The sequence below is a fragment of the Roseateles sp. L2-2 genome (assembly GCF_050613215.1).
Taxonomy (GTDB): domain Bacteria; phylum Pseudomonadota; class Gammaproteobacteria; order Burkholderiales; family Burkholderiaceae_C; genus Roseateles; species Roseateles noduli.
In genome coordinates, this window is record NZ_CP192509.1 from 554,252 (window position 1) to 569,222 (window position 14,971).

A 14,971-nucleotide genomic window follows, 5' to 3' on the forward strand; every position below is an offset into this window, starting at 1 on the left:
GATGAGCTGACCGGACTTTCCACCTCTCGATCAAGGAAACGCAATGGCAACCCTCCACGTGAACGTGGTCTCGGCGGAAGAGCAGATCTTCTCGGGCGAGGCGAAATTCGTGGCGCTGCCGGGCGAAGGCGGCGAGCTGGGCATCCTGCCCAAGCACACCCCGCTGATCACCCGCATCAAGCCGGGCGCCGTGCGCATCCAGCGTCCCAACGGCGATGAAGAGTTCGTCTTCGTCGCCGGCGGTCTGCTGGAAGTGCAACCCGACGTCGTGACCGTGCTGGCCGACACCGCGATCCGCGGCAAGGACCTCGACGAGGCCCGTGCCGAGGCCGCGAAGAAGGCCGCCGAAGACGCGATGAAGAACGCCAAGAGCGACATCGACTTCGCCAAGGCGCAGAGCGAATTCGCCGCCATGGCCGCGCAGATCGCGGCCCTGCGGAAGTTCCGCGCCAAGCGCTGAAGCAACGACTGGCCCCATCCGGCTACCCGCCGAGCAGCCCGCCTCGCGACATCGAGGCGGGCTTTCTTCATCATGACTCACCGCTTCCGCGTCGTTCGCTGGGCCGCCTGGGCCCCGGGTCTAGCTTCCCGGGACGCCTGGCGCGTCTGGCTCGCCTCGCCCGCGCCGCTCGCGGCCGAGGGCCAGCCGCCGCTGTCGGAGGTGCCGGCGATGATGCGTCGTCGCATCGATCCGCTGGGCCGCGCCGCGCTGCAGGCCGCCTGGTGGGCGCAAGGGACCCCGGAAGAGGGAGCGGGTGCGATGCCGGTGATCTTCGCGTCGCGCTGGGGCGAGATCGCCCGCTCGCTGACGCTGCTGCAGCAGTTGGCCGGCGGCGAGCCGCTGTCGCCGACGCACTTCAGCCTGTCGGTGCACAACGCCTCGGGCGCGCTGTACTCGATGGCACGCCAGGACCGGCAGAACTACCTCGCCGTCGCCGGCGGTGAACACAGCGCGGAAGCCGCGTTCTGCGAAGCGCTGGGCCTGCTGGCCGACGGCGCGCCGCAGGTGCTGGTCGCGCACGTCGACGCGCCGCTGCCGGAGGCCTATGCGGCGCTCGGACAGATCGAGCCGTCCACCGCCGATCCCGCGCTGATCGCGTGGGCCTGCGTGCTCGCACCGGCCGACGACTCGGCCCCATCCTTCGCGCTGGAGACCATGGCCGCCGACAGGCTGACGCCCGGGACGCCGTCGTCGCCATGGCTCAGCGGCAGTCTCCCGGTGCTTGCGTTGCTCGCTGCGGCGGATGCGCCCGACAGCGCAGCAGGCGCCGCATCGCTGGACCGCCTGATCGACGGACAGCCCGGCGGCTGGCGCTGGTCGCGTCTTCCCGCGCGTCCGGCCCTTCCGGCAGACACGCCCTGAGCCGATGTCATGGGCGCGCTCCTCGACCTCCTCGACCGCACCGTCGGCCGCGCCTGGCGCGTGCTCGCGACGGCGATCGCCTTCGCGAGTTTCGGCGTCGGCGGCCTGATCCTCTGGCTGCTCTGGTTCCCGGCGCTGGACCTGCTGGTCCGCGATCGCGATCGCCGCATCGCGCTGGCCCGAACGTCCATCCATCGAACGTTCCGCCTGTTCATCGGCTGGATGCGGATGCTCGGCCTGATCGGTTTCGACATCCGCCATCGCGAGCGTCTGCATCGCGGCGGACTGCTGATCCTGGCCAACCACCCGACGCTGATCGACGTCGTGTTCCTGATCGCGCTCGTGCGAAACGCAGACTGCGTGGTGAAGTCCACGCTGGCGAGCAATCCCTTCACCAGGGGCCCGGTGCGGTCAACAGCCTACATCTGCAACAATTCCGGGGCCGAATTGCTGCAATCCTGTATGGACAGTCTTGCCGCGTCTGGCAACCTGATCATCTTCCCGGAAGGTACGCGCACGCGGCCCGGCGAGCCGCTGCGCATGCAGCGCGGCGCCGCCCAGATCGCGACGCGCGCCGTCCAGGACATCACACCGGTGACCATCCGATGCACCCCGCTGGGCCTGACCAAGGGCCAGCCGTGGTGGCAGGTGGCATCGCGGCGGCTGCACTTCGACATCTGCGTGGGTGAAGACATTGCGGTGGCGCCGTTCCTGGCGGCCAGCGGCGGCGAACCCGCGCTGGCGGCCCGGCGGTTGACCGACCATCTGACCGATTATTTTTCGAATGAACGAGGGAGCCATGCAGGCGCTGGAACGTGACATCAAACTGCTATTGATCGAGGCCTTGAATCTCGAGGACCTGACGCCCGAGCAGATCGACTCCGAAGACGCGCTCTTCGTGACCGGCCTGGGCCTGGATTCGATCGACGCGCTGGAACTGGGACTGGCGCTGCAGAAGAAATACGGCGTGAGCATGGCCGCGGACTCGGAAGAGACGCGCCAGCATTTCGCCAGCATCAGCGCGCTGGCCCGCTTCGTCGCGGCGCACGGCAAGGTCGCGGCCTGAGTCAGGCCGGCAGGGAGGATCCATGACGAATGAAGACATCTTCGCGCGCCTGCGCGACATCCTGATCGAGACCTTCGACATCGAAGCCGATCGCATCACGCCCGAGGCCCGCCTGTACGAGGACCTCGACATCGATTCCATCGACGCGGTCGACCTGATCGTCAAGCTCAAGCCGATGGTCGGCAAGAAGCTGCAGCCCGAGGCCTTCAAGGCCGTGCGCACGCTGCAGGACGTCGTCGACGCGCTGCAAGGCCTGATCAAGACGCCGGAGACCGCCGGCGCCTGACGCCCCGGAGCTTCCATGGCCCGCGCCGCGTTGTGGTTGCTGACGGCGGCCTATCCCCTGCTCGTGTACCTCGGTCTGGCGCATGCCCAGCCGCGCGACCTCGCGCTGCTGCTGGCGGCGCTGGCCGCGCTGCGCGCGCTCGCCCGCCGCGGCAGCGCGGAAGCGCGGCTCTGGTGGTGGAGCGCCGCCGGCGCCGCGCTGCTGGCCGGCGCCGCGGCGCTGATGAACGAAAGCCTGCCGCTCAAGCTCTACCCGGTGCTGGTGAACGTCGGCCTGCTGGGACTCTTCGGCGTGAGCCTGTGGCAGGGACCGCCCATCGTCGAGCGCCTCGCGCGATTGACGGAGCCCGACCTGGATGAACGCGGCCAGCGCTACACGCGCCGCGTCACGCAGGTCTGGTGCGGCTTCTTCGTCATGAACGGCGGCATCGCGCTGGCGACGGCCTTCTGGGCCGACGACAAGCTCTGGGCGCTGTACAACGGCCTGGTGTCCTACGTGCTGATCGGATTGCTGATGGGCGGCGAATACCTGGTGCGCCTGTGGGTGCGCCGGCACGACGCGGTCCGGGCCTGATCCTCCTTCCCCATGAGCCTGCTGAAGACCCTGTGCGCGCTGATGAGCGCGTCTCCAAGCCCCGGCCGACCGCTGGCCCGCCGCGCGGGCGTGCTGCTGGATGACGCCGCTTTCCACGCGCAGGCGCGTCGCTGGGCGGCGGCCTTCGCGACGCTGGACCGCGACGTGGTCGGGGCGGCCAATGCGGTCGACGCGGTCGTTGCGGCCGCTCCGGGTGCGCCGCATGTGGCGCTCCACTTCGAAGACACCGTCGAATTTGCCGCCGCACTCTTCGGTCTCTGGGCCGCGGGCGGCACGGCCTGGCTCCCCGGCGATCTCCAACCGGCGACGCTGCAAGCGCTGCGCGGCCGGGTGAGCGCGCTCGCGAGCGACGCACCGACGACGGCGCCAGGTCTTGCCGAGGACGCTGCGCTGCCGCGCATCGAGGCGGCCGCGACGCCCGACGATCGCACCTTTGCGCCGCTCGACGCCGAAGCGGAACGGCTGGTCATCTTCACTTCCGGCAGCACCGGCCTGCCGGGCGCGATCCCGAAGCGGCTGCGCGAGCTCTTCGCCGAAGTCGACGCGCTGGAGCAGGCCTTCGGCGCCCGCCTCGACGGCGCCGAGATCCTCGGCCTCGTGTCCCATCAGCACATCTACGGCCTGTTGTACCGCGTGCTGTGGCCGCTGGCGGCGGGCCGCGTCCTGCATGCCGAGCGCCTGTCCTACGTCGAGACGCTGCTCGCCGCGCTGCGCGAGGGCCCGCGCTTCGCGGTCATCGCCAGCCCCGCGCACCTGAAGCGTCTGCCGCCCGCCGAGAGCGCGCCGCAGGTCGATGCCGACCATCTCGCGCTGATCTTCTCGTCCGGCGGTCCGCTGCCCGACGAGGCGGTGCCCGATTGCCGGCGCCTCTTCGGCCAGGCGCCGCTGGAGGTCTACGGCAGCAGCGAGACCGGCGGCGTGGCCTGGCGCCAGCGCGACGCCGGCGCGCCCACGACATGGACCGCGCTGCCCGGGATCGACTGGCAGGCCGACGACACCGGCACGCTGCGCATCCGCTCGCGCCATCTGCCCGATCCCGCTGAATGGTTCGAGAGCGCCGATCGCGTGCGCCTCACCGCCGAAGGCTTCGAGCTGCTGGGCCGCGCGGATCGCATCGTGAAGATCGAAGGCAAGCGCGTGTCGCTGCAGACGATCGAGACCGTGCTGCGCGACAGCGGCTGGCTCGAAGACCTGCGCGTCTTCGTGCTGGAACCCGGCGCGCGCGAGCAGCTCGCGGTGGCCGCTCAGCTCAACGACGCCGGCTGGGCCGAGCACGACGCGCGCGGCAAGGCCGCGTTCGCGCAGCTGCTGCGGGACCGCCTCGCGCCCCACCTGGAGCGCATCGCGCTGCCGCGTCGCTGGCGCTTCCTTTCCCAGCTGCCGGTGAATGCACAGGGCAAGGTCACGGTGGCCGCGCTGACGCGTCTCTTCGATCCTCGACGTCCGGGCGTGCGCCTGCTGGCGCGCTCGACGAACGAAGTCACGCTGCGGCTCAGCGTCGACGCGAGCCTGCCGCAGTTCGACGGCCATTTCCCCGGCCATCCGATCCTGCCGGGCGTGGCCCAGCTCGACTGGGTGATGCTGCTCGCGCGCGAGTGGCTGCCGCTGCCGCCCACGGGCCAGGCCGCCGGACAGGCGGACTTCGCCGGCATCGACAACCTCAAGTTCCAGCAGGTGATCTCGCCCGGCATGACCGTGGAGCTCACGCTCGCCTTCAGTGCGCCGCTGCTGAGCTTCAGCTATCGCTCCGCCGCCGGGTCCCACGCCGTCGGCAAGATCCGCCTGCAAGGCACTACACCATGAACCTCACCGCGGTCGTGCCCGTCTACAACCATGGCGGCCCGGTGGGCGGCGTCGTGCGGGCCCTGCGCGCGCAGGGGCTGCCGGTGCTGCTGGTCGACGACGGCAGCGAGCAAGGCTGCGCCGCCGTGCTGGACGCATTGGCCGCCGCCGACGCGGAGGTGCGCCTGCTGCGCCTCGCGGTCAACCAGGGCAAGGGCGGCGCGATGATCGCCGGCCTGACGGAGGCGCAACGCCTGGGCTTCACGCACGCGCTGCAGATCGACGCCGACGGCCAGCACGACGTCGCCGACCTGCCGCGCTTCCTGGCCGAGGCCGAGACCTTCCCCGACCACTTCATCTGCGGCTGCCCCGTCTACGACGCGTCGGTGCCCAAGGGCCGGCTCTACGGCCGCTACGCGACCCACGTCTGGGTGTGGATCAACACGCTGTCCTTCGCGGTGAAGGACTCGATGTGCGGCTTCCGCGTCTATCCGCTGGCGCCGACCGTGGCCCGTCTGAAGCGCACGCGCATCGGCCGGCGCATGGACTTCGACGTCGAGATCGCGGTGCGCCTGGTCTGGGACGGCGTGCGCGTGCGCAACGTGCCGACCCGGGTGCGGTATCCCGAGGACGGCGTCTCGCACTTCCGCGCGCTGCGGGACAACGTGCTGATCTCGTGGATGCACACGCGGCTGTTCTTCGGCATGCTGCCGCGCCTGCCGCTGCTGCTGTGGCGCAAGGTGGCGGCATGAGCGATCCGCACGGGACGGCGGCGTCGGGCGGGCCGGGCGAACCGAGGGAACCGCGGCATTGGGCCCAGTTCGGCGAGACGACCTTCGTCGCCGGCATCTGGCTGCTCTACGCGCTGCATCGCGTGGCGGGACGATGGCTGTTCCGCTCGGCGATGTTCCCTGTCGTGTTGGTGCACTGGCTGAGCCGTCCCGCGCTGCGTCGCGACAGTCTCGACTACCTGCGCCGCGTGCATGCGCAGACCGGCCGTGCGGCGCCGACCTGGCGCGACAGCGTCGCGCATGTCGCGCTCTTCGCCGACACCATGCTCGACAAGCTGCTGGCGATGGCCGGCCGCTACCCCGCGGAGCGCGTCAGCGTGGACGGCAAGGACGAAGTCCTGGCGCACCTGCGCACGGGCCAGGGCGTCGTGCTCGCGACGGCCCACATCGGCTGCCTGGAGTTGTGCCGCGCGCTCGCCGGCCGGATGCCGGGCCTGCGCCTCAACGTGCTGGTGCACACGCGCCACGCGCAGAGCTTCAACCGCATCCTCGACCGGCTGCAGGGCGCCGACGCCATCGCGGACGGCGCGAGCGTGCGCCTGATCGAGGTCACCGGCATCGACCCAGCGCTGGCGATGCAGCTGGCCGAGCGCATCGCCGCCGGCGAGTGCATCGTCATCGCCGGCGACCGCGTGCCGGTCAACAGCGGCCGCACCCTGACGCTGCCCTTCCTGGGCGCGCCGGCGCGTTTCCCGATCGGGCCCTACCTGATCGCCGGGCTGCTCAAGTGCCCGCTCTTCTTCATGGGCTGCGTGCACGAGGGCCGCGGCTACGCGCTGCGCTTCGAGCGCCTGGCCGACCGTATCGCGCTGCCGCGCGGCGACCGCGAGGGCGCGATGACCGCGCCCGCGCTCGCCTACGTCGACGCGCTGACACGCTGCCTGCGGCGTTCGCCGCATGACTGGTTCAACTTCTTCCCGTTCTGGAATGCCCCCGATGTCGAGTCCTGAGACCCTGCTGCCCACGGTGACCTTCGACGGCGGTCCGCTGCGCATCGAGGACGTCGCCGCGCTGGCCGAACGCCGCGCCGAGGCCCGCCTGTCCACCGACCCCGCCTTCCAGGCGCGCATCCGCGCCGGCGCCGACTTCGTCGCCCGGCTGCTGGCCGAGGACGGCGTCATCTACGGCGTCACGACCGGCTACGGCGATTCCTGCACGGTGGTGATCCCGCCGCACCTGGTCACGGAACTGCCGCACCACCTTTACACGTACCACGGCTGCGGCGCCGGCGCCTACCTGACGGCCGAGCAGACGCGCGCCGTGCTGGCCGCGCGCCTGAACTCGCTGGCGCAGGGCATGTCGGGCGTCAGCCTGGAACTGCTGCAAGGCCTGGAGCAGCTGCTGCGCCACGACGTGCTGCCGCTGATCCCGTCGGAAGGCTCGGTGGGCGCGAGCGGGGACCTGACGCCGTTGTCCTATGTGGCTGCCGTGCTCTGCGGCGAGCGAGAAGTGATGTGGCGCGGCGAGCGCATGGCCGCCGCCGACGCGTTGAAGGCCATCGGCCTGACGCCGCACAAGCTGCGCCCGAAGGAAGGCCTCGCGATCATGAACGGCACGGCCGTCATGACCGGCCTGGCCTGCCTGGCGTGGACGCGCGCCGACTACCTGAACCGCATGGCCACGCGCCTGACGGCGATGAACGTCGTCGCGAGCGCCGGCAACGCGCACCACTTCGACGAGACGCTGTTCGCCGCCAAGCCCCACCCGGGCCAGCAGAAGACCGCCGCGCGCCTGCGCGCGGATCTGGCGGTCGACGCGCCCAGCCGCAACTCGCATCGCCTGCAGGACCGCTACTCGCTGCGCTGCGCGCCGCACGTCATCGGCGTGCTCGAAGACGCGCTGCCCTTCCTGCGCCAGCTGATCGAGAACGAGCTCAACAGCGCCAACGACAACCCGCTGATCGACGCCGAGAACGAACGCGTGCTGCACGGCGGCCATTTCTACGGCGGCCACATCGCGCTGGCGATGGACACGCTGAAGAACGCGGTTGCGAACGTCGCCGACCTGCTGGACCGCCAGCTCGCGCTGCTGGTGGACACCCGCTACAACCACGGCCTGCCGTCCAACCTGTCGGGCGCGTCCGGCGAACGCGCCGCGATCAACCACGGCCTGAAGGCGCTGCAGATCAGCGTCTCCGCCTGGACCGCCGAGGCGCTCAAGCAGACGATGCCGGCGTCGGTCTTCAGCCGCTCGACCGAGTGCCACAACCAGGACAAGGTCAGCATGGGCACGATCGCCGCGCGCGACTGCCTGCGCGTGCTGGAGCTGTCCGAGCAGGTCGTCGCCGCGATGCTGATCGCCGCGCGCCAGGGCCTCGCGCTGCGCGCGCGCCAGCAGCCGGAACCGCTGGCGCTGGGCGCCGAGGCCGCGGCGATGTTCGAGGAACTCTCGACCCGTCTGCCGCTGATCGAGGAAGACCGCGCGCTGGACCGCGAACTGATCGCGCTGGTGCAGGCGCTGCGCGAGCGGCAGTGGAGGCTCCATGACGACTGACGCCGACGACGTCGGCCCGGATCGCAGCGCCGACCGCAAGTCCGACCACGCGCCCGATCTCAGCCATGAGATCGAGCTCTCGCCGGCCTTCCACGACATCGACGTCATGGAGATCGTCTGGCACGGCAACTACGTGAAGTACCTGGAGCTGGCGCGCAGCGCGCTGCTGCAGAAGTTCGACTACGACTATCCGCAGATGCGGGCGTCGGGCTACGCCTGGCCGATCGTCGACATGCGGCTGAAGTACGTGGGCACGGTCGAGTACGGCCAGGCCGTGCGCATCCGTGCCGAGATCGTCGAGTGGGAGAACCGCCTGAAGGTCGAGTACCAGGTGCGCGACGCGGCGACCGGCCGCGTGCTCAACAAGGCCTACACGATCCAGGTCGCGCTGGAGATCGCGTCGCGGCAGATGCAGTACGTCTGCCCGCGCGTGCTGTGGGACAAGCTCGGTGTGAGGCCGGCATGACGACGATGGGCAAGATGGCTCCGATGGATTCGAGCGATCCGATGTACTCGATGGGCACAATGCCCACGACGAGCGTGGATCCGGGCCGTCGCCGGCTGCTGGCGCTCGCCGCGCTGTCGGCGATCGGGCTGCCGGCCACCGCGCTCGCGGCGACCGACGAAGCCACCCTGATGAAGGGCGTGCAGGCGCGCCTGCGCCAGCCCGAGTGGCTGCGCGGCGACTTCGAGCAGTCGAAGCAGGTGCCCGGCTTCAAGAAGCCGGTGGTCTCGCGCGGCGATTTCGTCGTGGCGCGCGGCCGCGGTGTGCTGTGGCGCACGCGCACGCCGTTCGAGAGCGAACTCCGCCTGACGCGCGACGAGATCCGCGCCAGCCAGGGCGGCGCGACGTCGATGAAGATGGACGCGCAGCGCGAGCCCGCGCTGCGGCTGGTCAACGAAATGATGTTCGCGCTGCTCGGCGGCGACGTGGGTGCGCTGGCCAAGCTCTTCACGCTGGACGGCGAACTGACCGGCGCCGGCGCATGGAAGCTGGACCTGCGTCCGCGCCAGGCGGCGTGGCTGCAGGTGCTGCAACGCCTGGCCCTCAGCGGCGACACGCACGTGCGCGCCGTCGAACTGGTCGAGGCCGGCGGCGACGTGACGCGCATCAGCTTCTCCAACCTGCGCGAAACCGCCCCCGAGGGCGGTGCTCGGCTCTTCGACTGAGCGCCGCATGACCGCTCCCGTGTCGCGTCCTCCGCGCGGTCACCGCCTGCTTGCCTGGCTGTGGCTGGCGGTGGTGCTCGTCATCGCGGCGCACCAGGCGTGGCTGTGGACGCGCCCGGCCGGCGTGCTGGACAGCGACGTGCTCGCGATGCTGCCGCGCGACGAGCGCCGCCCTGCCGTCGCTGAAGCCACGCGCGCGCTGGCCGATGCGGGCGAGCGGCGCGTCGTCGTGCTGATCGGCGCGAAGGACCTCGCACAGGCGCGCCGGGCCGGTGACGCGTTCGCCGACGCGCTGGGCGACGGCGTCGCGCTGCGCTGGCGCGTCGACGAGGGCGAGCAGAACACCTGGTTGAACTTCTACGCGCCGTGGCGCGCCGCGCTGCTGACCGAGACGGATCGGCGTGCCCTGCACACGCAGTCGACCGGCGCGCTCGCCGAGCAGGCGCTGCGCGCGCTGCACCAGCCGGTGGGTCTGCCGCGCATCGGCTCCTGGGCCGAGGATCCCTTGAACCTGCGCGGCCGCTGGCTGGCGGAGCGCGCCGGCATCAGCCGCGTACGCGTCCAGGACGGCCGCCTGACGGTGACCGACGGCGATACCACCTATGCGGTGCTGATGGCCGAATCGACGGCGCCGGCCTTCGCCGTCTCGGCGCAGCGCGCGCTGGTGTCTCGGCTCGAAGCGGCTGGCGACGCCGCGCGCAAGGCCGTGCCCGACGCGCGCGTGCTCATGGGCGGGGTTCCGCTGTTCGCCGCCTCCGCCGCGGCGCAGGCCGAGCGCGAGATCCACACCATCGGCGTCGGCTCGCTGATCGGCATCGTGCTGCTGACGTGGTGCGCGTTCCGCTCGCTGCGGCCGCGCGTGCTGGTGACGCTGTCGATGGCGGTGGGCCTGGCGGCGGCGGTGTCGGTCACGCACGCGCTCTTCGGCGGCCTGCACCTGATCACGCTGGTCTTCGGCGCGACGCTGCTGGGCGTCGCGGAGAACTACGGCAGCAACTACTTCTGCGCCCGCATGGGCCTGCCGCGCGAGGCGCGCTGGGACATGCTGCGGCGCCAATGGCCGATTGTCAGCCTCGCGATGCTGACGACGGTGATCGCCTACGCGCTGATCGGCATCGCGCCGTTCCCGGGCCTGCGCCAGATCGCGGTGTTCTCGTCGGCCGGCCTGCTGGGTGCGTTCGTGACGGTGATGCTCTGGTTCCCGTGGCTGGACGGCGAGTCCGCGCCGGCGACGCGTTTCGGCCTGTGGCTAGGGGGCCTGCGCGCCCGCGTGCCGCCTGTCGCCTCGGGCCGCGGGACGCGGACACGGATGTGGGCCGCGGTCGTCGCCGCGACCTTGTTCATCGTGATCGGCCTGTCCCTGCTCAAGCGCAACGACGACATCCGCCAGCTGCAGAGCGCGCCCGCCGCGCTGATCGACCAGCAGCGCGAGGTCAGCCGCGTGATGGGCCTGCCAGGGGTCGCGCGTTTCGTGCTGGTCGAGGGGGAGAGCGAGGAGAACCTGCTCTCGCGCGACGAAGCGGTCGTGCACGTGCTGACGGCCGAGGGCATCGACGCCCAGGCCGTGTCGCAGTGGCTGCCGTCGACCCACACGCAGCAGGAGCACGCCGCGCTGATCGCGCGCCGCGCCGCGGAGATGAACGGCGCGCTGTCGAAGTCGCTCGGCGAGACGCTGCCCCCGCCGACGGCTGCGGCCAGTGCGCCCTTGCTGCCGGCGCAGTGGCTGGCGTCGCCGGTGTCGGAGCCGCTCCGCCACCAGTGGTTGGGTCGTGGCGCGGACGGCCTCTGGCGCAGCGCGGTGCTGCTGCGCGGTGGCGACACCGCGCTGGACACGGCGCGCCTGCAGGACGGACTGGGCCGCATCCAGGGCGTGACCTGGGTCGACAAGGTCGGTGAGATCTCCGCGCTGCTCGGCCGCTACGCGTCGCTGTTCGGCGCGATGGTCGTGGCTGGGCATCTGCTGGTGTGGCTCGCGCTGCTGCCGCGCTTCGGCCGCCGCGCGTGGCGCGCGCTGGTGCCGACCTCGCTCGCCACGCTGCTCACACTCGCCGTCTTCGGCACCGTGGGCGTTCCCCTCACGCTGTTCCACCTGCTGCCGCTGCTGATCCTGCTCGGCCTGGGTGTCGACTACGGCATCTTCCTGCTCGAACAACCCGGCCGCAGTGAGATCCAGCCCTTCCTCTCCGTCAGCCTGGCCGCGCTCTCCACGCTGCTGGCCTTCGGCCTGCTCGCGCTGTCGACGACCCCGGCCCTGCGCGCCTTCGGCCTGACCCTGCTGATCGGCGTCACGCTCGCCTGGTGGCTTACGCCGCTCTTCATGCCGGCCGATGCGGCCGACAGCGACTCCAAGAATCCGAACGGCGCCACCGCGCCCGCCCCACCTTCATCACAAGGGACCCCATGACCACGACCCCGACCCAGGACACCGCAGCGAACGGTGCCGCCGAGGCCATCGACAAGCGCTTCTCCCCGCCCAAGCAGAGCGCCTTCGCCGCGCGCTATGAAGCGCAGAAGATCGCCTTCGGCCCGGTCGTCTTCCAATGCGTGCGCTACGCCTGGAAGCGCGGCATGCTGGAGACGCTGGCCGGCGCCGGCGACGCCGGGCTCAGCATGGAGCAGTTGGTGGCCGACGGCCGCTGGACCGCCTACGCGCTCAAGCTCGCGCTGGAGTCCTGCCTGTCGGCGGGCGTGGTCGAACTCAAGCAGGGCCGCTGGGCGCTGGACAAGACCGGCTACTGCCTGATCAGCGACCGTATCACGCAGATCAACATCAACTTCGTCCAGGACGTCTGCTACCAGGGCCTGTTCGACCTGGAGCGCTCGCTCGACGAGGAACGCCCGCTGGGCCTGGCCCACCTCGGCCCGTGGCCGACGATCTACGAGGGCCTGTCGAAGCTGCAGGAGCCGGCGCGCACGAGCTGGTTCGAGTTCGACCACTTCTATTCCGACACCTCCTTCCCGGACATCCTGCCCGACGTCTTCGCCACCGCGCCCAAGCGGGTGATGGACATCGGCGCGAACACCGGCAAGTTCAGCCGTGCGGCGCTGGCCTACAACGCCGACTTCGAGCTGAACCTGGTCGACCTGCCGCAGCAGCTCGAACTGGCCCGCGCCACGCTGACCGAGGCCGGCTGCGTCGACCGCGCGAAGTTCCATGGCCGCAACATGCTCGACGACGGCGCCGCGCTGCCCGAAGGCATGGACATCATCTGGATGAGCCAGTTCCTGAGCTGCTTCGGCGAACCGCAGATCGCCAGCATCTTCCGCCGCGTGGCGGACGCGCTCGCGCCCGGCGGCCAGGTGCTGATCCTGGACACGCTCTGGGACCGCCAGCGCTACGACATCGCCGCGTACTGCCTGATCAACACCTCGCCGTACTTCACCGCGATGGCCAGCGGCAATTCCAAGGTCTACCAGAGCGGCGACTACCTGCGTCTGGCTGCCGAGGCGGGCCTGAAGCTGGTCACCATGCGCGACAACATCGGCTACTGCCACAGCCTGATGCGGTTGACGAAGGCGTGATGCACCCGATGAATCGCCGGATGCGCCGGACGCTGCAGGCGTCGCTTCTCGTTCCGCTCGCCGCGCTCGCGGTGGCGGTGACGGGGTGCGCGTCGACGCAGGCGCCGGTGGCCCCGACGGCCCCGATCGCTCCCCCTGTCTCATCGACTTCCGCTTCGACGTCGGTCTCGACCGCGATGCCGACCCCGGACGTGGAGGCGATGCCGCTGCCGATGCTGCGACTCGCGCCCCTGCTGCTCCAACGCAACGTGAGCCTGAGCCAACGGCTCACGGTCACGCCGCTGGACGACAGCGGACGCGCGCCGCAGGTCGTCGACGTGCAGCTGGAGATCGATCCCGAAGGACTGCGCCTGGCCGCGTTCGCGGTCGGGCAGCGCGTGCTGCTGATGGTGTGGGACGGCGTCGAGCTGCAGACGCGGCGCCATCCGCGCCTGCCCGCCGAGGTCGACGAGCAGCGCATGCTGCGCGACATGACGCTGGTCTACTGGTCGGCCACCGCGTTGCGCGGCGAGCTGCCGCCGGGCTGGACGCTGCGCGACACCCCGGGCCGTCGCGAGCTGATCGCGGGCGCGGACCTCGCCCATCCGGTCATCGATGTCGCCGTCTCCGGGGACCTCGCCGGGGACAGCCGGATCGTCATCACCAACCAGCGGGAGCACTATCGGCTCCTGATCGAATCCCGACCCCTGGAGTCCGGCCGATGAGCGTGGCCGTCTATCTGCATGAACTGGGCGTCGTCTGCGCGCTGGGCAGCGGCGTCGAGGCGCTGCGCGCCGGCGTCTTCGCGGACGCGCCGGGCGGCGTCGCGCCGAACGAGGCGATCTGGCCCGGGCGCACCCTGCACCTGGGCGCGGTGGACGCCGCGCTGCCGGCCGTCGACGCGCGCCCGCTCGCCGAGCGCAGTCGCAACAACGCGCTGCTGCTGGAGGCGATCGCCCAGATCCGGCCGGCCGTCGACGCGGCGATCGCGCGCTTCGGCGCGAGCCGCGTCGGCGTGGTGCTGGGCACCAGCACCTCGGGCGTCGGCGAAGCCGAGCAGGCCTGGATCGCTTCGACCCATGCCGGCGGCGAGACGCCTCAGCTGCCCGCGTCCTTCCACGTCGGCCAGCAGGAGATCGGCGCGCCCGCGCTGATGCTCGCGCGCGAGCTCGGCACCGCCGGCCCGCGCCATGTGATCTCGACGGCCTGCTCGTCCAGCGCGAAGGCGCTCGCGAGCGCCGCGCGGCTCCTGCGCGCCGGCCTGTGCGACGCCGTCGTCTGCGGCGGTGCGGACTCGTTGTGCCGCTTCACCGTCGCGGGCTTCGCAGCCTTGGACTCGGTGGCGGAGGCGCGCTGCAACCCGATGAGCGAAGGCCGCGAGGGCATCAACATCGGCGAAGCCGCCGCGCTGTTCCTGATGACGCGCGAGCCCGGCCCGGTGCGCCTGGCCGGCTGGGGCGAGACCTCGGACGCGCATCACATCTCGGCGCCCGAGCCGAACGGCACCGGCGCGCTGGCGGCCATGCGCGCCGCGCTGGCGCAGGCTGGCCTGCAGCCGTCGGACATCGACTACCTCAACCTCCACGGCACGGCCACGCCGCAGAACGACGCGATGGAGAGCCGCGCGGTCGAAGCGCTGTTCGGGCTCGACCTGCCGTGCAGCTCGACCAAGCCGCTGACCGGCCACACGCTCGGCGCCGCCGGCGCGCTGGAGGCCGCCATCGCCTGGATACATCTGCGCGACAACCCGGACGGCCGGCTCGCGCCACACTGGTGGGACGGCCGCCGCGACCCGACGCTGCCCGCCATCCGGCTGGCCGCGCCGGGCGAGCGCCTGGGCCGCGCGCCCCGTCACGTGCTGAGCAATTCCTTCGCCTTCGGCGGCAGCAATGCCGCGCTGATCCTGAGCCGACACGATGTCTGAG

16 protein-coding genes are annotated in these 14,971 nt (G+C 71.3%); all 16 read left to right on the forward strand.

Annotated elements, in window-relative coordinates:
* Positions 1-43 precede the first annotated feature (43 nt).
* The 16 genes from ACQZ13_RS02550 to ACQZ13_RS02625 all read left to right on the forward strand — a co-directional run bounded on the left by ACQZ13_RS02550 (position 44) and on the right by ACQZ13_RS02625 (position 14,970).
* Complete coding sequence (locus ACQZ13_RS02550; protein WP_088405913.1) at positions 44-460, forward strand: F0F1 ATP synthase subunit epsilon; 417 nt, start codon at positions 44-46, stop codon at positions 458-460.
* Positions 461-532: 72 nt separating this feature from the next.
* The gene (locus tag ACQZ13_RS02555) at positions 533-1,363 is read left to right on the forward strand and encodes a beta-ketoacyl synthase chain length factor (RefSeq protein ID WP_431049723.1); all 831 of its coding nucleotides are present in this window, start codon (positions 533-535) and stop codon (positions 1,361-1,363) included.
* Between the two features lie 9 nt (positions 1,364-1,372).
* Positions 1,373-2,182, forward strand: a complete 810-nt coding sequence (locus tag ACQZ13_RS02560; protein WP_431049724.1) for a lysophospholipid acyltransferase family protein — start codon at positions 1,373-1,375, stop codon at positions 2,180-2,182.
* Entirely contained in the window at positions 2,163-2,429 is a 267-nt protein-coding gene (locus tag ACQZ13_RS02565; RefSeq protein WP_088405916.1) for a phosphopantetheine-binding protein, read from the forward strand. Before ACQZ13_RS02560 ends, ACQZ13_RS02565 begins: the two co-directional genes overlap by 20 nt.
* Before the next feature lie 22 nt (positions 2,430-2,451).
* Positions 2,452-2,715 carry an acyl carrier protein gene (locus tag ACQZ13_RS02570; RefSeq protein ID WP_067279172.1) on the forward strand — a complete coding sequence of 88 codons (264 nt, stop codon included), beginning with the start codon at positions 2,452-2,454 and terminating at the stop codon, positions 2,713-2,715.
* 15 nt (positions 2,716-2,730) lie between these two features.
* Positions 2,731-3,288, forward strand: coding sequence for a hypothetical protein (locus tag ACQZ13_RS02575; protein WP_431049725.1), 558 nt, complete (start codon positions 2,731-2,733; stop codon positions 3,286-3,288).
* A gap of 12 nt (positions 3,289-3,300) precedes the next feature.
* Positions 3,301-5,112, forward strand: a complete 1,812-nt coding sequence (locus ACQZ13_RS02580; RefSeq protein ID WP_431049726.1) for an AMP-binding protein — start codon at positions 3,301-3,303, stop codon at positions 5,110-5,112.
* Complete coding sequence (locus ACQZ13_RS02585; RefSeq protein WP_431049727.1) at positions 5,109-5,843, forward strand: glycosyltransferase family 2 protein; 735 nt, start codon at positions 5,109-5,111, stop codon at positions 5,841-5,843. The genes ACQZ13_RS02580 and ACQZ13_RS02585 overlap by 4 nt, the downstream gene beginning before the upstream one ends.
* On the forward strand, positions 5,840-6,832 hold the full coding sequence (locus ACQZ13_RS02590; RefSeq protein ID WP_431049728.1) for an acyltransferase: 993 nt from the start codon (positions 5,840-5,842) through the stop codon (positions 6,830-6,832). Before ACQZ13_RS02585 ends, ACQZ13_RS02590 begins: the two co-directional genes overlap by 4 nt.
* Positions 6,810-8,375, forward strand: a complete 1,566-nt coding sequence (locus ACQZ13_RS02595) for an HAL/PAL/TAL family ammonia-lyase (protein WP_431049729.1) — start codon at positions 6,810-6,812, stop codon at positions 8,373-8,375. The genes ACQZ13_RS02590 and ACQZ13_RS02595 overlap by 23 nt, the downstream gene beginning before the upstream one ends.
* Complete coding sequence (locus ACQZ13_RS02600) at positions 8,365-8,841, forward strand: acyl-CoA thioesterase (RefSeq protein WP_431049730.1); 477 nt, start codon at positions 8,365-8,367, stop codon at positions 8,839-8,841. The genes ACQZ13_RS02595 and ACQZ13_RS02600 overlap by 11 nt, the downstream gene beginning before the upstream one ends.
* Positions 8,838-9,545, forward strand: coding sequence for a LolA family protein (locus tag ACQZ13_RS02605; RefSeq protein WP_431049731.1), 708 nt, complete (start codon positions 8,838-8,840; stop codon positions 9,543-9,545). Before ACQZ13_RS02600 ends, ACQZ13_RS02605 begins: the two co-directional genes overlap by 4 nt.
* A gap of 7 nt (positions 9,546-9,552) precedes the next feature.
* Positions 9,553-11,949, forward strand: coding sequence for an MMPL family transporter (locus ACQZ13_RS02610; RefSeq protein ID WP_431049732.1), 2,397 nt, complete (start codon positions 9,553-9,555; stop codon positions 11,947-11,949).
* The gene (locus tag ACQZ13_RS02615; RefSeq protein ID WP_431049733.1) at positions 11,946-13,067 is read left to right on the forward strand and encodes an SAM-dependent methyltransferase; all 1,122 of its coding nucleotides are present in this window, start codon (positions 11,946-11,948) and stop codon (positions 13,065-13,067) included. Before ACQZ13_RS02610 ends, ACQZ13_RS02615 begins: the two co-directional genes overlap by 4 nt.
* Entirely contained in the window at positions 13,067-13,771 is a 705-nt protein-coding gene (locus tag ACQZ13_RS02620) for a DUF3261 domain-containing protein (RefSeq protein WP_431049734.1), read from the forward strand. The genes ACQZ13_RS02615 and ACQZ13_RS02620 overlap by 1 nt, the downstream gene beginning before the upstream one ends.
* A gap of 2 nt (positions 13,772-13,773) precedes the next feature.
* Positions 13,774-14,970 carry a beta-ketoacyl-ACP synthase gene (locus ACQZ13_RS02625; RefSeq protein WP_431053101.1) on the forward strand — a complete coding sequence of 399 codons (1,197 nt, stop codon included), beginning with the start codon at positions 13,774-13,776 and terminating at the stop codon, positions 14,968-14,970.
* Position 14,971 lies beyond the last annotated feature (1 nt).